The 17,144-nt window shown below is 60.5% G+C and carries 14 protein-coding genes and 1 tRNA gene; 9 read left to right on the forward strand and 6 right to left on the reverse strand.

The annotated features are described in order from the left end of the window. The first annotated feature begins 39 nt into the window (after window positions 1–39). From PIGHUM_RS17400 to PIGHUM_RS17415, 4 genes are all read left to right on the forward strand, one after another. Window positions 40–116 (forward strand) — tRNA-Pro (locus PIGHUM_RS17400). Window positions 117–486: 370 nt separating this feature from the next. Further along, a complete protein-coding gene (locus PIGHUM_RS17405) occupies window positions 487–852 on the forward strand; it encodes a hypothetical protein (RefSeq protein WP_148087260.1) in 366 nt (121 codons plus the stop codon). A gap of 186 nt (window positions 853–1,038) precedes the next feature. Further along, on the forward strand, window positions 1,039–1,563 hold the full coding sequence (locus PIGHUM_RS17410; protein ID WP_124080881.1) for a hypothetical protein: 525 nt from the start codon (window positions 1,039–1,041) through the stop codon (window positions 1,561–1,563). A 389-nt stretch (window positions 1,564–1,952) separates the two neighbouring features. Next, window positions 1,953–3,941, forward strand: coding sequence for an AAA family ATPase (locus PIGHUM_RS17415; RefSeq protein ID WP_124080883.1), 1,989 nt, complete (start codon window positions 1,953–1,955; stop codon window positions 3,939–3,941). Window positions 3,942–4,275: 334 nt separating this feature from the next. Here PIGHUM_RS17415 and PIGHUM_RS17420 read toward each other — a convergent pair whose 3' ends face one another. Next, window positions 4,276–6,147, reverse strand: a complete 1,872-nt coding sequence (locus tag PIGHUM_RS17420) for a DUF262 domain-containing protein (RefSeq protein WP_124080885.1) — start codon at window positions 6,145–6,147, stop codon at window positions 4,276–4,278. A gap of 183 nt (window positions 6,148–6,330) precedes the next feature. Between PIGHUM_RS17420 and PIGHUM_RS17425 the strand changes: the two genes are divergently transcribed. The 3 genes from PIGHUM_RS17425 (at window position 6,331) to PIGHUM_RS24450 (ending at window position 8,437) form a co-directional block, all read left to right on the forward strand. Then, a complete protein-coding gene (locus tag PIGHUM_RS17425) occupies window positions 6,331–6,861 on the forward strand; it encodes a tyrosine-type recombinase/integrase (protein WP_124080887.1) in 531 nt (176 codons plus the stop codon). 197 nt (window positions 6,862–7,058) lie between these two features. After that, window positions 7,059–7,697: a response regulator gene (locus PIGHUM_RS17430; protein WP_124080890.1), complete on the forward strand. Its 639-nt coding sequence runs from the start codon at window positions 7,059–7,061 to the stop codon at window positions 7,695–7,697. Between the two features lie 608 nt (window positions 7,698–8,305). Further along, window positions 8,306–8,437, forward strand: a complete 132-nt coding sequence (locus tag PIGHUM_RS24450; protein WP_160142330.1) for a lasso RiPP family leader peptide-containing protein — start codon at window positions 8,306–8,308, stop codon at window positions 8,435–8,437. Between the two features lie 192 nt (window positions 8,438–8,629). Here PIGHUM_RS24450 and PIGHUM_RS17440 read toward each other — a convergent pair whose 3' ends face one another. Next, window positions 8,630–9,694, reverse strand: coding sequence for a DNA topoisomerase IB (locus PIGHUM_RS17440; protein WP_124080892.1), 1,065 nt, complete (start codon window positions 9,692–9,694; stop codon window positions 8,630–8,632). 272 nt (window positions 9,695–9,966) lie between these two features. Between PIGHUM_RS17440 and PIGHUM_RS17445 the strand changes: the two genes are divergently transcribed. Further along, on the forward strand, window positions 9,967–11,901 hold the full coding sequence (locus tag PIGHUM_RS17445) for a clostripain-related cysteine peptidase (RefSeq protein ID WP_124080893.1): 1,935 nt from the start codon (window positions 9,967–9,969) through the stop codon (window positions 11,899–11,901). A 102-nt stretch (window positions 11,902–12,003) separates the two neighbouring features. Here PIGHUM_RS17445 and pstB read toward each other — a convergent pair whose 3' ends face one another. The 4 genes from pstB to pstS all read right to left on the reverse strand — a co-directional run bounded on the left by pstB (window position 12,004) and on the right by pstS (window position 16,076). Further along, window positions 12,004–12,780 carry a phosphate ABC transporter ATP-binding protein PstB gene (gene pstB, locus PIGHUM_RS17450; RefSeq protein WP_124080895.1) on the reverse strand — a complete coding sequence of 259 codons (777 nt, stop codon included), beginning with the start codon at window positions 12,778–12,780 and terminating at the stop codon, window positions 12,004–12,006. Window positions 12,781–12,818: 38 nt separating this feature from the next. Then, a complete protein-coding gene (gene pstA / locus PIGHUM_RS17455) occupies window positions 12,819–13,676 on the reverse strand; it encodes a phosphate ABC transporter permease PstA (protein WP_425466738.1) in 858 nt (285 codons plus the stop codon). A 117-nt stretch (window positions 13,677–13,793) separates the two neighbouring features. Beyond that, a complete protein-coding gene (pstC, locus tag PIGHUM_RS17460; RefSeq protein ID WP_124080899.1) occupies window positions 13,794–14,819 on the reverse strand; it encodes a phosphate ABC transporter permease subunit PstC in 1,026 nt (341 codons plus the stop codon). Between the two features lie 216 nt (window positions 14,820–15,035). Further along, window positions 15,036–16,076, reverse strand: a complete 1,041-nt coding sequence (pstS, locus tag PIGHUM_RS17465; RefSeq protein ID WP_124080901.1) for a phosphate ABC transporter substrate-binding protein PstS — start codon at window positions 16,074–16,076, stop codon at window positions 15,036–15,038. Between the two features lie 162 nt (window positions 16,077–16,238). Between pstS and PIGHUM_RS17470 the strand changes: the two genes are divergently transcribed. Beyond that, complete coding sequence (locus PIGHUM_RS17470) at window positions 16,239–17,117, forward strand: helix-turn-helix domain-containing protein (RefSeq protein WP_124080903.1); 879 nt, start codon at window positions 16,239–16,241, stop codon at window positions 17,115–17,117. Window positions 17,118–17,144: the final 27 nt, after the last annotated feature.

The raw sequence follows: 17,144 nt of genomic DNA on the forward strand, positions 1-17,144 counted from the left end.
CTGCTTCGATCCTGCCAGTAAGGTACAATCCTGCTCGTTCGGGGCGTAGCGCAGCCTGGTAGCGCATCTGCTTTGGGAGCAGAGGGTCGCGAGTTCGAATCCCGCCGCCCCGACCATATATATCAAAGGGTTAGCCGTTTTCTTCGGCTAGCCCTTTTTCGTTTCCGGGCTCAATGGGGCAACCGGCGGGCGGACGGCCGTGTATTGGTGCGGATCTCGGCGGACGGTTGGATGAAATTCGCCTTGAATGGCTGGCCTAAAGGTCGGTCGGAATGGTGTCCCGGACAGGGCCCAACGAGCAGTCTTGGTCGAATGGACAGGTGGCCGATGCGCCATCCGCGTGCGGACCCAGCGTGCGTATGCGCGAAGTAATACAGCGCCCACGCAAATACCTATCTTCCCTATCATGATCGGCTTGTGCGCCGTGCGCCGTGCGCTGTGCCGGGTCTTGCGAGGACGCCGCAGCGGCTATCCCGCAGATGCCGTGTGTCCATCATGAGCCAAGAGTCCTACGATCAACTTCCTGTTCGATCTTTGCCGTTGCTGCTGCGCCAGTTGCCGCGTCTTGACGGCGATGCGCGCGGCATAGACTTCGCGGGCAGCGATGCGGAGGCGATGGTTGCCGTGGCCGAAGCTGCGGAGGGTGTGGTCTTGCGCGCGCATGCGGAACTGGAAAGCCTTGGCACGTTGCTGGCATTTGTAGAAGGCGATGCTACCCGGCTCAGTGCATCCGCCGCACTGGCGGGCATCGGCGATCTGATTGCGGAGTTGAGCGCGTTTGCGACGGCATGCGTGGAGCTTGCGGCTGACTGCCGATACGAAACCGCCGACTATTGCCCACTGCCGCCGTAGACGGGCGACAACGACGCGTAGGCCTTGTTCCCGCCGCGTGCATGACGTTGGGCCTTGCGTGGCGGAAATGTGCCCAAAACGGCGCCTTTAGCGTCGGCTAGGCGGAAAAAGCGTGCGCTGGCACAAAGTAATGACGCCAACCAAACGCGCCGCCGATTGGCTATGATTTTGAGGTAGTGCCATCACATGCTGACGATCTACTGCAAGCACGAGCAATTGAAGGGGCAATGGCAAGAGATCGGACCGCTGAAGAGCCAGGTGCTTGCGTTGGCGGATAAGACGATCCGAGTGGAGATCAAGCTGTACCGCGCTGGTCTGTTGGCGCGAAGGCTGGGCTCGCTTCGCGCTTGGGGCGGGCTGGATGTGGACGCGGTGTTCTTTCAACTTCTGGACAAATACAGGCTGACCGGTACTGTCCAGAAGCAGGTGCTGCTCTCCTGGGTCGAACAGACGCTCAGCAAGCCGCAGTTGCGTGTCTACACGGCCTGGCTGGCAGGAAAAGGCCTGGTATCGCTTTATTCGAAGGCCACGGTCTACGCCCATCGCAAGGGAATTCTTGAGGCGATTGGCGTCGATATTTCTTTGAGGTACTGCCCTGAGGCGGACGGCATGATTGACTTGGCGAACGTCTTCACGCCCGAGAACATCATGGGGTTGCCGCATGGCAGGCTGCGCGAGGATCGGTACTTTCTGCCCCGCGAAGGAAGCTAGAGTGGCATAAGCGTAGGACATCCCGTGATGCCGTTGCCCATCATGGAATGCGACTTTGGGGGTGGACTAGGACGGGTGCTGACTATCGATAACGTGTAATTATCAATAGCGATTGTCTGCGTTCGGCCAGCAACAGTCGTCCGGCGCTAGGCCGCCAACGGCAAATCCAGGCTGGGTTGCAGCCCTTCGAGTGGTGATGCGGGACCGTCTGCAAAGCGACGAGGTGCTGACCCCACAATGGGGCTCTTTGTTTGCTTGGTCGCGCAGGCGATTCGCTTTGGTGGTCACCACTTTACTGCGTCGAGGGACATCTTCCAGGTTCCCCCCTCCATGATGGCGGTCCCCGAGAGGCTGATTTACAATATGTAACTGCAACGACTGGGGGCATTATGATTCTTGTATCGGCGAAAGTGGGCCCGTTCCGTTCGATGAACAGCGAACAAACGGTTGAGATAGACCCAACCGTCACGGTCTTCGTGGGTATGAATGAAGCGGGGAAGACGGTTCTCTTAAAGGCGCTTCACAAGTCGTTCGACGCAGTTGGTGAGGATGAGTTTGATCCAGTCGACGACTACCCGCGAAAGGATCTCTCATCGTACTTGAAGCAGCACAAGACGGAACCCGCCACTGCAACAGTTCTGACATACGAACTGGAGGAGTCAGAGGTTGGCGCTGCAAATGAGGCGCTCAAGACCAAACTTCCCTCTGGATTTCGGATCGCCGTCACCCACAAGTACGACAACACGATCCAGCTGTCATTGCTAGTTGACGAGACACCGGTGATACAAGCGTTCGCCAAGACGCTGAGCTCCGACGCACAGACTGCTATGAAGGAAGCGAAAACCCTCCGGGCAATTCCTGATCTGCTCAAAGAGGCCAGCCTGACAGCCGAGGACAACGCTGCGCTTGCAAGCCTGAATACGCGCCTTCAGGCGACGAAGTGGTCGAATGTTTCTCAGTGGGAAGTTTGGTCCCATGTGCGGGCGAACGTACCCAAGTTCCTCTACTTTAGTGACTACGACACACTGCCCGGCAAAATGAACTTAGCCGACCTCGCACAGCGTGCCGAGGCGGCGAAGAACGATCCCAAGCAGCTGACCGCGGCACACCGCTCGGTACTGGCCTTGCTGAGAATGGCCGACATTTCGATGGAAGACCTCGTAAGCCCAGGCAGCTATGAGGAGTTGAAGGCGAAGATCGAAGGCGTCTCGATCAGCCTTACAGATCAGGTCATGGAGTTCTGGAAGCAGAACGAGGACTTGGAAGTGGAAGTCGACCTCAAGGCCGATCCAACTGATGCTGTGCCATTCAACAACGGCGCCAACCTCTACCTGCGTATCAAGAATCGCAGGCATCGCGGAGTTAGCACGCCATTCGATCAGCGCAGCCGCGGATTCATCTGGTTCTTTAGCTTTTTGGTCTGGTTCGACAGTGTCCAGCATCAACTCGACCCATCGGGAAAGAGTGCAGGCAAAAAATTGATTCTGTTGCTGGATGAGCCTGGGTTGGCTCTTCATGCGCTCGCTCAGGCTGATTTTCTTCGGTACATCGATCGCCTCGCACAAGACCATCAAGTTCTCTACACGACGCATTCACCTTTCATGATCCACTCAGACCGACTCCACCAGGTACGGCTGGTGGAGGACCAACTCAAAGTAGGCACGGTCATCTCCTCGAACCTTAACGGATCTGATCCACGAACCATATTCCCACTGCAGGCCGCCTTGGGATGGACGATCGCTCAGAACCTGTTCATATCTGAACGCAATCTCTTGGTCGAAGGGCCATCTGAACTGATCTATCTGCAGGTGGCGTCTAGCCTATTCGACGCAAAAGGCACGCCGGGACTTCGCGCCGACCTTACGATCGTACCGACGGGCGGATTGGACAACGTCGCGACGTTTGTATCTCTGCTTGGTGCAAGTGGGTTGAAGCTTGCGGTGCTCCACGACTACAAGGGGTCTCCGGAGCAAAAGTTGACTGTACTTGTTCGCGACAAGCTTCTCAACGCCAAGTCGCTTTTCAACGTTTCGCAGTTTCGCGATGAGAAGAAGTTTGGGCAGAGCACAACCCCGACCGACATCGAAGATCTCTTCACCCCGAGCCTTTACTTGAAGTACTTCAACACGACGTTTGCTAAGCAGCTTGCCGGGAAAGAAGTGAACGAAGCTGATTTGCCAGCAGGCGATCGGATCGTGTGCCGCTTGGAAAAGTACGTTGAAGCCAATGGGATCTCGCTTAGGCCGTCGGGCGGATTCAACCATTATGCCGTTGCGTCTCAGTTCGCGTCATCACCTCCCAAGTCACTGGACGTCGCGACCTCCGCAAGATTCGCCGCACTGTTTGGGGCAATCAACGACGTGTTCGACGCGAGCTGAGAGACGAGTATGCCAATCCTGGTGAGCGCTAAAGCCCACTTCGACACCGATCTAGCCCGAGCTCGAGCGTTGATGGTCAACGCAGCTCAAGTAGCAATCTGCGCTGACCTTACCGTTGCGTGCGTAGTTGTTCAGCGCGAAAGTCGGCAACGCGCCGGTGAGCCGAACTGAACGGTGCGTGACTCGATGTCTGCTTACCGCTGCGGAGCGGCCATTGGCCTTAACCTGTTGAACTTCCGCTTCGGGTCGGAAGCGGGCGTCCGTTCAGGTCTGCTGTCGGTCAATAGCAGACAGTCCGGACGTTGTAATAATTGCTTTGAAATCGAGAGCGTACCTAGCGCGGGTAAAGCTTCGTAGCTGCTTCGGCCAGCAACTTAGAGCGAGCCGAAATGGATTCCTCGTCCCATATTTCTCGGGCTATCAAGTCACCATTGATGCTCAACACAGTATTGGCGATCAGCAGACGTTTCTTGATCGGGAACGACTTGTTCTGCGCTTCACGATTGACCGACAGGTTGAGCAAGGTGAGATTACCCAACGTAGGGACTATCTTGGCACGCTGACGGATAGCTAGGTACTGGCTCGATAGGGTACCGCCCATTAGTTCATGTTGCTCAGCCGCCCGACTCTCGGCAAGTGTCGCCTTGGAGCCATCAGGCAATGTCCAATGCTCATACCAGGATCGCGGCAGGATATGGTCGATGTCGAGGTCGGACAAGTCGGGAATGGCGGGCTCTTCTGTGCGCTTGCTCATGCGCAGCCAGCCTTCTAGCTCTGTGAGCAACATGCGGCAACGACCACTATCAAGGTTCCCGTGGTAAATAGGTGCCGTCTGGAGGGCGTGTAAGAACTCGTCGTCGTCTGGCCAACGAGCAGCAGGACTGTTGGGCGAAGAGGCTAGCAGATCCTTCAACGTGGCATGTGTCATCGGCCCCTTGATCCATTGGCGCAGCACCGATGTGAACCAGTTGTTGTAGTTCTTGGAAGTAAGTCCGCATACTGCACGGCGAACGACGTACGAGACGATATCGCCAAACATCGCCGTCTTCTCGCTTTCCGATACGTCGGCCGTTGAAATACGCAAAGCGAGCGGATGGGTAGTCGTGGTATCGAATGGCTGGAGACGTCGGCCGAACCTGGCGACAGGCAAGGTACCCTTCCCTTCGATCAATTGAAGATAATGCTTAGCATAGGTGCCCAGCATGTCCAATTGCTGGGTGGTGGTTCGACCCTGGGCGTCGTTCTTAAAATCCACGTACAGTCGGGCCAGGTCGCCCTCCTGACCAGTTTGCGCACGAATAGCAGAGAAGATCAGCCACTCTAGCCGCGGTTTAGTGATGCGGCCTCGTCGCTCTCGGACCTTCCAAATATCTTCTTCAAACTGCTTCCACTTTTCTTCGTATAACGCCGCCGGATCTTCCATGGCGCTGTCCACACTCATGAACAAGTAGTTACGGATCAAGTCAGTAGCATGGAGTTCTGCTCCCCGCCCGTTCAAGGTTTCAAAAATAACCTGGGCATCGTCGTCTTTCTCTAATTGGATCAGCACCACCTTCAGGTCGTTCAGTACCGCCATAATCAAAGCCTCGACGGCATCGGTACCACCATTGGCCACGATCCATTCCTTGGCCCACTCGGCGAAATTCCAGATGGCGTCCAACGCCGCAGGATGGATGATCCCAATCCGTCGAAATGTCCCGGCTTGGGTGAAGTGTGCCGGAAACCGCGATTGCAGCGTGGGCAACTTGTCGGCGGTCATGGCCTCAACAAATGCCTTCTGATCCGAGAACGTCGGCCAGACTTTGAAGATCTCCACGTCCGCGTTGCCCATGGTGCTGCGGTTTGGGTTATCCAACACTGCTGCTAAATAGGAATCGTAGTCCACGATCCCCAACTCGCGGGTGGCCAAACGGATACCGGCCAAGATATACTGTAGGGTGGTCAACCGCTGTTGACCATCGATGATGTGGAGAGTGTCGACACCTCGCAGGCCGGATTTGTCCTGAGGTTCCACCACGATGGCTCCGAGGAAGTGAGGTGCGGGAGTTGCTCCAGTTAGCCGTTCGTCAGCCTTGTCCTTGATATCGGCCCACAGAAGCTGCCACTGCTTCTCCAAGGTCCACACGTAGGCTCGCTGATAAAACGGTACTTTGTACTGCTTACGATCCTGGAAAACCTGCTGGATCGTCCATGTCTCCGACTTCATTCCCCACTCCGGTTACCTTTGACAACCGGATTATGCCAGTCTATCGCTCAATGAGCCGGAATTCTGGAAGGGTATTATCCCTCAACATAGGCCTCATGCTTGACGGATATGGACGCCCGCTTCGGGTCGCACTCATCCTTTTTGTTAGTAAAAATGGGATTCCTTTCATCGAAGGAGAACCTCATGAAACCGGATCTCAATGAAGCAAAACCGTTCTTTCCTTGGAACAAGGGGAGACTTGTTGGCCAAAAGACTCCTTTGAAGCTAAAAGAAGTCTGGGCGATCCGTATACGGCTCCAGCTAGCTGAAAAGGTGCGGGATCTGGCGCTATTCAACCTAGCCATCGACAGCAAATTACGTGGTTGCGATTTGGTCAGCTTGCGCGTTTGCGACACTTCACAAGGGAAGAGCATCTACCCGCGTGCTATCGTCATGCAGCGCAAGATGCATCGGCCGGTAACCAAGTCGCCGCACCTTTCTACGCGCCAGTACGCACGCATCATTGCGGGTTGGGTCGTGTCGATCGGTTTGGACCCTGCGACGTATGGCACGCACACCATGCGCCGAACAAAGGCGACGCTGATCTACCGGCGAACGAAGAACCTTCGGGCAGTCCAACTCCTTCTCGGACATACCAAGTTAGAAAGCACGGTGCGATACCTTGGCATCGAAGTCGACGACGCGCTGGAAATGGCAGAGCAGACAGAAACGTGAGGTTTGCTTACAATCGGACAGCGCATCTATCTGGATTGTCGCTGTCCGGCCAAAAGTGGACAGATCCTCCATCCGTAGGTTTTTAGGTTTGTCTAAACTAAATCAAAAGACTTTGCTTCAATGAGTTGGACTAGGTTGCATCTGTTTAGGCGATCAATCGTCTCCAGCGGCTTGTCGCCTATTTGTAGTTAGCTATCATGGAGGCGCTATTGGAATCTATTGCGAAACTGATTACCGCTCTTGCAACACTTGCGTGGCCAATCGTCTTTGCCGTTCTACTGGTTAAATTCTATGCACCGATTAAAGCGCTTATCGAAACAGCTCTCGCACGCAAATTCACTATCAAGGTTGCGGGTAACGAATTGACAATGGAGGAGGTGTCAAAACAACAGATTGACGCGCTCTCAGACCTTCAATCTAAGGTCGCCGAGCTTGAGAAGCGACTGGGTGGAGCGACGCAAGAAGCGTTAGGGACAGCACCAGCTTCTGGTAAGCGCATTCTTTGGGTAGATGACGATCCAAAAAACAATAGTTTTTTGGTCGCGTCGTTAGAGAACCGTGGAGCGCGCGTGGACACCGCGCTAGCGACGGATGAAGGCGTTGCAATGTTCAGGCGGTCGCATTATGACGTAGTGATCTCAGACATGGGCAGGCCCGAAGGGGAGAAGGCGGGCATTGATCTAGCTCGAGCAATTAAGCAACTTTCACCTAGCACACCTATCTACATTTTTTGCGGGCGATGGGCTGCTACGAACTTGAGAGATGAAGCATTGGCGGCAGGCGTCACACAAATTACAGCATCGGGAACGACTCTGGCCCGTTTCTTACTGACATGAAAGCCAACAAGGCTCTTTAGCGGACGGCTGCGAAAAAGTTGCATAAGGCGCAGGTAGGGAGTTTTTCAAGACAGCAGGCCGAACTCCGACATAACTAGAGATAATTACACGTTATCGCTAGTAAGCCGCTGCCTGCTTCCGGCCAGTTGCGGTCGTATAGCTTTTCCATCCGGATGTCTGATATGTTGAATCTGAGATTCACGTGTCGTGGACAAAAGGAGCAGACATAGCCTGCTTTCCAATGCGAACGTCGAGGCGTGCAGGCCTCAAACTGCCAAACATTAGATCCACACCCGACAACGTGTTTCGTTTGCCCTAGCGCTTCGCTTCCTCGGCGTCAAAAGCTCGTAAGCGCTGTTCGAGTGCATTCGCCGACGGCTGGTCCTCAGACCGATCTGGTAGGATTTTAAGACCTTGCCATCGTAGTCTTTGTACTCAGAGTGCCAAAGCACCTTCGAGATTCTGACGCGATAGTGGCTAGTCCTGTTGTGTTCTTGGCGCCCATTCTGAAGCAGCATGAATGGCTATTCCACGCCGGATAAGGTAAAAGCCCTGCCAACACCCCACCCGCTCATGGAACCATCACGTCGAATTTCGAACCCTCCGAATTGAACAGCTCCCGCTCTGAGCCGCAGAAAGAGTCCTACGAGCCGCCACGCCTGGTGCTCCTGGGAAGCCTCCAGAAGCAGACTCGAGCCGGCGTTGTCGGCTATTTTGACCTCTCGACCTTCGATTCCTGACGCTTGCACTGCCGCATTCCGCTCATGATCCTTGGTTGCGCCCGGCCGCGATAAGAGCCGCGATTACGCCGCCCGGAACAATGAAATCAAGGCCTGGGACGCTTCTACGTCCCAGGCCTTTGCGTTTTCTGCCCTATGGGTGCAACCGGCTTGCGGTCAGCGCGCCCCTCAAGGGTTGGCATTTTTCTAACCTCACTTCCCATCCAGGCCTAGGCTATCCAGGAATGCCAGCAGCCGCCGCTCGGCCGCGCACAATCCCCGCGGGGCGACGGGAGTCGAGCCCGCGGGCAGCTCTCCACGCAGATAGGCCTCGATGATGGCCGGATGGATGTAGCAAGTCCGGCAAACGGCAGGCGTGTTGGCCAACCTTCGGGCCACCGCCTTGACCACCTCGGCGACCGCCCGGCGCGCGGCCTGGCCTTGCGCGCAGGGCATTTTGCGCAGGCATTCCAGGGCCATCACCGATCCGGCCCACGTCCGGTAGTGTTTGGCGGTGAAATCCCCCTGCCCCGCTTCGCGCAGGTAGGCGTTGACGGCGGCCGAGTCGACGCCGTGCGGCTGGCCCGCCTCGTCCAGGTAGTGGAACAGCGTCTGGCCGGGAATTTCCATGCATCGCCGCACGACTCGCGCCACGCGCCGGTCGGCGATGGCGACGTCATGCTCGACGCCGCTCTTGCCGCGAAAGCGCAGCCGGAGGCGGACGCCCGACAATGAGGCGTGGCGCCGGCGCAAAGTCGTCAGGCCGAACGACCGGTTCTCCCTGGCGTAGGCGCGGTTGCCGACCCGCACCAAGGTCGTCTCGAGGAGGCGCACCAGGGTGCCCAGCACCTTTTCTTCGCCCAGGCCCGGCGCGTCGAGCGCGCGCTGCACGCGGCGCCGGATGCGCGGCAGGGCGCGGCCGAACTCGGCCAACTGGGCATATTTATCAGCGTCGCGTTCGGCCTGCCAATGCGGGTGGTAGCGATATTGTTTACGGCCGCGCGCATCGCGTCCGGTCGCCTGGATATGTCCGGCCGGGTCGGGGCATATCCAGACCTCGGCGTAGGCGGGCGGGATCGCCAGTGCGTCGATGCGGGCAATCTCCTTCGGGTCGCGGATGCGCTTGCCGTACAGGTCGACATAGACGAATCGTCCACGGACCAGCCGGCGGCCGTACCCCGGACCGGCATCGTCCACGTAGACCAGGGACGGAGCGCCGCCGGCCGCGGCATCGGCCGGCGCGGGAACCAACACAGCGGCGTTGCAGTTGAAGTCCATGGCCGCACCGAGCAGGGTTCGTGCCAGGCCGCGGTACCTCACCGTTCCACGCTCAGGCGCTCCCGGAATGAAGAATCTACCCACGCCGGGCGAAAAAGCTGCCGGCCGGGCGCCGCAACCGATATGGCTGACCGTGAGACTCCTCTGGCTGCCTCAGGGCGCGCCCCCGATCGACTAAGCCCATGAGCCAACGAAAGGGCTGAAAAGTATCGCTTCTCGTCTCAAACGGTGTTACAAAATGCTTCCGATATAACCATGAAAAGGATCGCCGCATGCCCGCTCCTCCTCTTCGCGCCTTCCGCATTTTTGCCGCCCGCCTGCGGGCCATATTCGCCATCGCCACGCTGGCCATGCTCGTCGTCAGTTGCGGCGGGTCCGGCAGTACGCCGGCCGCGCAGGCGGACGTCACCCTGCTCGTCTACATGATGGGCACCAATCTCGAGAGCGATGACGGCTCGGCCACGCTCAACATCGACGAAATGCGAAGCATCGCGCCCAGCGACCGGGTCAACGTCGTGCTGACCACCGGCGCCGCCAAGAAAGACGGCTGGCGCACCGTCCAGCGCAAGCGCGTGCTGGGCCAGCGGGTCGAGCTGCTCGACGACCTGGGCGCCGTGGACATGGGCAGCGCCAAGACCCTGCAGGATTTCGTCTCCTGGGGCATGAAAACCTACCCGGCCGAGCGGACCATGCTCGTCCTGTGGGACCACGGCGGCGGCCCCAACCACGGCATAGGCTCCGACCCGTTCACCGGGCACGCCCTGTCGCTGGACGCCCTGCGCAGCGCGCTCGCTCCGGTCACGCAGGCATCCGGACGCAAGCTCGCGTTGATCGGCTTCGACGCCTGTCTGATGGCATCGGTCGAAGTCGGCCAGGCCCTGGCCCCCTACGCCGACTACATGGTCGCTTCGCAGGAGCTCGAGCCCGGCACCGGCCAGGACTGGGCGGCGCTGCTGACGCACCTGACCCGCTCTGCCACCGACAGCACCGAAGCCTTCGGCCGCACCATGGTCGACGCCTTCGTCGCCAAGCAATTGAAGGAAAACCCCGTCGCCCAGGCCACGCTGTCATTGGTCGACCTGAGCCGCATCGACGGCGTGACCGCCGCGCTCGCCGACATCAGCGCCACGCTGAACGGACAACTGGCCACCGAGCCGGTGCAGACCTGGCTCGACATCGCCCAAGCCCGCTCCAGGGCGTTCATTTTCGGCTCCAATCTGCTGAGCCCCGGGCCAATGGAGCTGGTCGACCTGCGCATGTTCGAGTGGAACAGCCTGCGGCTGACCGACGCGCAGCGGGAAAGGCTGACGCAGGCGCTGGAGCAGGCAGTGGTCCACCAGAAGCACACCGAGGCCTTCTCCAACCTTGCCGGCCTCACGTTCTATCTGCCGCAGCGCGTCGCCGAGACCTCCGACGACACGAATACCTATACCGCGCTGGCTTTCCTGCCCGACTCGCAGCGCAGCTTCATCCGGCAGCACTCCGACATCGGCACCGACAATACCAAGCTGCCGCTGCCCACCATCGGCGTGGTCGACTGGAACGACGGAACCCCGAACGCCCCGACCTCGGTCCAGGCCGACCTGAACGCGGTGGATCGCGGCCTCGTGGAACAGGACTTCGCCGCGGTTCAGGACGCCTCCGGCTGGCTGACCGCCATCAAACCGCTGACGGACAGCACCGTCGACCAGCTCGTCGACCCGTCGTTCATGCAGGGCTGGTTCCACCTGGACGACGCCGGCACGCCTGTCTACTTCTCGGCGCTTCCGGACGGCATGCGCTTTGCGGTCGACTCCCCCGAGAACTTCATGATTCCGGTCTCCGTGCGCGGCCTGCCCGACGATGACGATGATGACGACGACGATTCGCTGCCGGGCATGCTGATCGTATCGGACGCGGCCGAGCCGGGGGTCCTGCGCATCACCGGGTTCCTGAGTTCCGTCGGAGACAACTTCTCCGCTGGCGTGCCGCGCCCGCAGAGCCTGCCTGCAGACGCCACCGTGCAGCCGCTGTGGCTGGTCCAGGACGAGAACGATCTGGGCCACTGGATAGCGCCGCCCGCCTCCGCCGCGGTACCGTTCGTTCCGGTGGCCCCGAACCAGCAGATTCTTCGCGGAACGCGCGATCAGTTGCCGTCGGGCTCCATTGCCCGCCTGGGGATCGTCGACGTGCGGGGCTGGATCAGCCTGGACACGCGGGCCTATTGATATCGGCCGATGCCGTGGCAAGGAACCGGTCCGTCGCGCCCAGCGCGGCCGGTTCGCCCAGGTTGCAGCAGGATCGGCCGGGGATGCCCGGCCGGAGGGACGTCAGCCGAAGCGGCCGGTGATGTAGTCTTCCGTGGCCTTTTTCGCCGGCTTGATGAAGATCTGGTCCGTCACCCCGAACTCCACCAGTTCGCCCAGGTACATGTACGCGGTGTAGTCGGAACAGCGCGCCGCCTGCTGCATGTTGTGGGTCACGATGACCACGGTGTAATCGTTCTTCAGTTCGGCGATGAGCTCTTCGATCTTGGCGGTGGAGATCGGGTCCAGCGCCGAACACGGTTCGTCGAGCAGCAGCACTTCGGGCTTGATGGCGATGCCCCGGGCGATGCACAGGCGCTGCTGCTGGCCGCCCGACAGGCTATGGCCGCTCTGGTGCAGCTTGGTCTTGACCTCTTCCCACAGCGCGGCTTTGGTGAGCGCCCATTCGACGCGCTCGTCCATTTCGCCTTTGCTGAGATTCTCGAACAGGCGCACGCCGAAGGCGATGTTGTCGTAGATGCTCATCGGAAACGGCGTGGGTTTCTGGAACACCATGCCGACCTTGGCGCGGATCAGCGAGATGTCCATTTTCGACGTGAGCAGGTTTTCGCCGTCCATGTTGATCTGGCCTTCGGCGCGCTGTTCGGGGTAGAGCTCGAACATGCGGTTGAAGGTGCGCAGCAGCGTGGATTTGCCGCAGCCCGATGGCCCGATGAAGGCGGTAACCTTTTTTTCGGGAATCCGCATGTTGACGTTGCGCAGCGCGTGGAACTTGCCGTAGTAGAAGTTCAGGTCCTTGACTTCCAGCTTGGGGTTCACTATCTCGGCGATGGTAGACATGGTGTATCCGGGTATGAGTCGCGTCGGTATGGGTGGGCTCAGGCGCCTTGCTTGCGGAACATGACGCGGGCAATGATGTTGATGACCAGGACGAGCAGCGTGATCAGGGTCGCGCCGGCCCAGGCCAGGCGCTGCCAGTCGGCGAAGGGGCTCATGGCGAACTGGAAGATCGTGACCGGCAGGTTGGCCATGGGCGCATTCATGTTCAGCGACAGGAACTGGTTGTTCAGGGCGGTGAACAGCAGCGGTGCGGTTTCGCCGGCGATGCGGGCCACTGCCAGCAGGATGCCGGTGATGATGCCGGAGCGCGCTGCGCGATAGCACACCATGGTGATCATTTTCCAGTGCGGGCAGCCGAGCGCGATGCAGGCCTCGCGCAGGCTGTTGGGCACGAGCTTGAGCATGTCGTCGGTGGTGCGCACGACGACGGGAATGACGATGACGGCAAGCGCCAGGGTGCCGGCCCAGCCCGAGAAGTGCTGTATGCGCGCCACGAACACGGTGTAGATGAACAGGCCGATGACGATAGAGGGCGCCGACAGCAGCACGTCGTTGATAAAGCGCGTGGCGGGCGCCAGCCAGCCGCGCTGGCCGTATTCGGCCAGGTAGGTGCCGGCGAGAATGCCGATGGGGGTACCGATCGCGGTGCCCAGGCCGGCCATCAGCACGCTGCCCAGCAAGGCATTGAGCAGGCCGCCGTTCTGGCCGGGAGGCGGCGTGATCTCGGTGAACAGCGACAGCGACAAAGCCGCGGCGCCCTTGGACAGCAGGGTCAGGATGATCCAGAACAGCCAGAACAGCCCGAACAGCAGCGCCCCCGCCGACAAGGTCAGCATGACCTGGTTGGTCAGCCGCCGGCGACGGTAGACGCCGTTCTGCATGGTAATGACAGACATCAGAATTCCTTTCGCAGTTACTGTGCCGGCTCTTCCCAGGGCGCCGCGGATCCGGCTTTGCCGGTCCGCCAGCGCCGCCCCCTTGAGGGGGCCCGCGTCAGCGGGTAGGGGGTGGGTTCATCCCTTCCTGCCTTCGCCTTGCGCCAGCCGCAACAGCAGCAGCTTGGAACATGCCAGCACGATGGTGGTAATGAGGAAGAGGATCAGGCCCAGTTCGATCAGCGCCGACAAGTGGACGTCGTCGGAGGCTTCGGCGAATTCGTTGGCCAGGGCCGAGGCGATCGAGTTGCCGGGCGCGAACAGCGAGCCGGAAAGCCGGTAGGCGTTGCCGATGACGAAGGTGACGGCCATGGTTTCGCCCAGGGCGCGGCCCAGCCCCAGCATGATGCCGCCGACCACACCGACCTTGGTGAAGGGCAGCACCACGCGCGAGACCACTTCCCAGGTGGTCGCGCCCAGGCCGTAGGCCGACTCCTTAAGCATCGCCGGCACGAGTTCGAACACGTCGCGCATCACGGCGGTGATGAAGGGGATGATCATGACGGCCAGGATGATGCCTGCGGTGAACACGCCGATGCCGAAGGCCGGCCCCTGGAACAGCACGCCGGCGCCGGGGATGCTGCCCAGCGTGGCGATCAGCAGCGGCTGCACGTATTCCTTGAACAGCGGGGCGAAAACGAACAGGCCCCACATGCCGTAGATGATGGAGGGGATGGCGGCCAGCATTTCGATGGCCGTGCCCAGCGGGCGGCGCAGCCAGGCGGGCGCCAGCTCGGTCAGGAACAGCGCGATGCCGAACGACACGGGCACGGCGATCAGCAGCGCGATGGCCGAGGTGATGAGCGTGCCCACGATAGGCACGAGCGCGCCGTATTCGTTGTTGACCGGATCCCATTCGGACGACCACAGGAACGACAGGCCGTATTTGTCGAGGGTTTCCTGGCTGCCGATGATCAGCGAGACCAGGATCGCCGCCAGCAGGCACAAAACGGCGAAGGCGAAGAACCGCGTCAGGTTCTTGAACAATGCGTCCATGGCCGCATTACGGTTTTTCTTCATCGGGGGCGGATTCCCGGTAGTTGCACGGTCGGAGGAAGGATTTCCTCTCATCACGCCCGAAATGTTATCAAGTACCGCGCTCATGGGGGGTCCGGGGAATTGGGACAGAAGAAAAGCGACGCATGACAATGCGCCGCCAGATCCAGGGCACGGCGGATCTGGCCTTGCCAGTCCGCCGGTAGAGCCCCCTGGGCCCGGCGCCGGGCCGCCCCAAGGCGGGCCCAGGCCCCCTCGGGGGGCTGCCGCGCAGCGGCTGGGGGCTCACCATGCTGGGCGCGCGTAAGCGCTTAGGGGGACTAATCAGTACAGCGACTTGCCGCCGGCATCCTTGATGTCGGACTTCCACAACGTGCGGATCTGGGTGGTCACGGCATCGGGCAGCGCGACGTAGTCCAGATCGGAAGCGGACTTCTTGCCGTTCTTGAAGGCCCAGTCGAAGAACTTCAGGACTTCGGCGCCCTGGGTGGGCTTGTCCTGCGACTTGTGCATCAGGATGAAGGTGGCGCTGGTGATGGGCCAGCTCTTCTCGCCCGGCTCGTCGTTCAGGATCACGCCCATGCCGGGCGCGCTCTTCCAGTCGGCGTTCGCGGCGGCGGCGGCGAAGGCGGCTTCTTCCGGCTGGACGAACTTGCCGTCCTTGTTCTGCACCTGGCCGTGGGACAGCTTGTTCTGCTTGGCGTAGGCGTATTCGACGTAGCCGATGGCGCCGGCGAACTGCTTGACGTAGTTGGCCACGCCTTCGTTGCCCTTGCCGCCCTGGCCGGCGGGCCACTTCACGGCCTTGCCTTCACCCACGGTGGACTTCCAGTCGGCGGAAACCTTGGAAAGGTAGTTGGTCCAGCCGAAGGTCGTGCCCGAACCGTCCGAACGGTGGACGACGATGATGTCGGCGGCCGGCAGCGACACGCCGGGGTTCAGCTTGGCGATGGCCTCGTCATTCCACTTCTTGACCTTGCCCAGGTAGATGTCGGCCAGCAGCGAACCCGTGAACTTCAGTTGGCCGGGCTGGATGCCCTGCAGGTTGACCACGGGCACGATGCCGCCGATCACAGCCGGGAACTGGACCAGGCCGTTCTTGGCCAGGTCTTCGCCGCTCATCGGATCGTCCGAAGCGCCGAAATCGACGGTCTTGGCGATGATCTGCTTCTGGCCGCCGCCCGAACCGATCGACTGGTAGTTCACGGTGTTGCCGGTGGCGGCCTTGTAGTCGGACGCCCACTTGGCGTAGATGGGATAGGGGAACGACGCGCCGGCCCCGGTGATGTCGGCGGCGTGCGCGGAAATCGCAGCAACGCCCAGCGCGACGGCAACCGTAACCTTGTTGAAAGCGAACTTGAACATGTGCAGTCCTCTGCTTGGGGGGAGTGGAAACCTCACTACGACCGAGAGATTACGTAGCGAATATGACATGACCGTGACAGGAAACCTCCGCCGGCCGGCCAGGCCGGCAATGGCGCGTCGTTGCCGCCACATGTAGAATGAATAACGATTCTCATTCAATATATGCAGATGACCGCCCCGGTGCCCGAGCAATGGCATGTCCCCGCCGTGACCGCTTCGCTGTCCATCAGCGGCGGCATATTGCGCGCGGATCGCGACCAGGCCATTACCGAGCACAACGAAGCCGGGTTGAAGCTGGTCCTGCTGCTGGGCGGGGAATTGCGGTACTCGATGCAAAGACATCGGTCGATGGGCATCAAGGGGCCCGCCGTCCATCTCAGCCTGAGCCGCAGCCCGTTCACGGTCAGCCATTCCTTCCATGCTGCGACGCCGCTGCAATACGTCGCCGTGCGCATGCCCGAGGAAGTGCTGCAGGAAGGGCTGGACGTCGACATCGGCCTGCATGCCCGGCAGCGGGGACGCGGCGCCGACACGCCCTTCTTCCTCGACCGGCAGGCGAACAGGATATTGCAGGCGCTGGGCCGGCAACTGCTGGCCTGCCCGCTGCGGGGAAACCTGCGCGACCTCTACCTGGCCGGCAAGGCGCTGGAGCTGACCTCCAGCGTGCTCGCCGGTCTGGAACTTGCCACCGCCGGCACCGCGCAAGGCGATGCGCTCACGCTGTCGCCGCGCCAGCTGGAAGCGCTGCACGAGGCCCGCGCGCTGCTGCTGGAGCAACTTTCCGAGCCGCCCGGTCTCGCGGCGCTCGGGCGGCAGGTGGGGCTGAACGTCACGACGCTCACGCGAGGATTCCGCACCTTGTTCGGCTGCAGCGTCTACCAGTTCGTGCGCGACCAGCGCCTCGAACTCGCCTACCGCATGCTGGCGGCCGGCCGCTGCAGCGTGGCCCACGCCGCGTCCGCCGCGGGCTATAGCGACTCGCACTTCTCCAAGGCCTTCCAGAAGCGTTTCGGCATCGCCCCGCGCGGTTTGCGACGCTAGTTCCCCTCCGTTCCGCCGAATACTCCC

The organism is Pigmentiphaga humi, assembly GCF_900606115.1.
GTDB lineage: Bacteria > Pseudomonadota > Gammaproteobacteria > Burkholderiales > Burkholderiaceae_B > Pigmentiphaga > Pigmentiphaga humi.

Excerpts from the sequence above, each read along its gene's own strand:
- PIGHUM_RS17445 (WP_124080893.1), top strand. The coding sequence starts at position 9,967 with ATGCCCGCTCCTCCTCTTCGCGCCTTCCGCATTTTTGCCGCCCGCCTG.
- pstB (WP_124080895.1), bottom strand. The coding sequence starts at position 12,780 with ATGTCTACCATCGCCGAGATAGTGAACCCCAAGCTGGAAGTCAAGGAC.
- PIGHUM_RS17410 (WP_124080881.1), top strand. The coding sequence starts at position 1,039 with ATGCTGACGATCTACTGCAAGCACGAGCAATTGAAGGGGCAATGGCAA.
- PIGHUM_RS17425 (WP_124080887.1), top strand. The coding sequence starts at position 6,331 with ATGAAACCGGATCTCAATGAAGCAAAACCGTTCTTTCCTTGGAACAAG.
- pstA (WP_425466738.1), bottom strand. The coding sequence starts at position 13,676 with ATGTCTGTCATTACCATGCAGAACGGCGTCTACCGTCGCCGGCGGCTG.
- pstC (WP_124080899.1), bottom strand. The coding sequence starts at position 14,819 with ATGAGCGCGGTACTTGATAACATTTCGGGCGTGATGAGAGGAAATCCT.
- PIGHUM_RS17440 (WP_124080892.1), bottom strand. The coding sequence starts at position 9,694 with ATGGACTTCAACTGCAACGCCGCTGTGTTGGTTCCCGCGCCGGCCGAT.
- PIGHUM_RS17430 (WP_124080890.1), top strand. The coding sequence starts at position 7,059 with ATGGAGGCGCTATTGGAATCTATTGCGAAACTGATTACCGCTCTTGCA.
- PIGHUM_RS17415 (WP_124080883.1), top strand. The coding sequence starts at position 1,953 with ATGATTCTTGTATCGGCGAAAGTGGGCCCGTTCCGTTCGATGAACAGC.
- pstS (WP_124080901.1), bottom strand. The coding sequence starts at position 16,076 with ATGTTCAAGTTCGCTTTCAACAAGGTTACGGTTGCCGTCGCGCTGGGC.
- PIGHUM_RS17420 (WP_124080885.1), bottom strand. The coding sequence starts at position 6,147 with ATGAAGTCGGAGACATGGACGATCCAGCAGGTTTTCCAGGATCGTAAG.
- PIGHUM_RS17470 (WP_124080903.1), top strand. The coding sequence starts at position 16,239 with ATGCAGATGACCGCCCCGGTGCCCGAGCAATGGCATGTCCCCGCCGTG.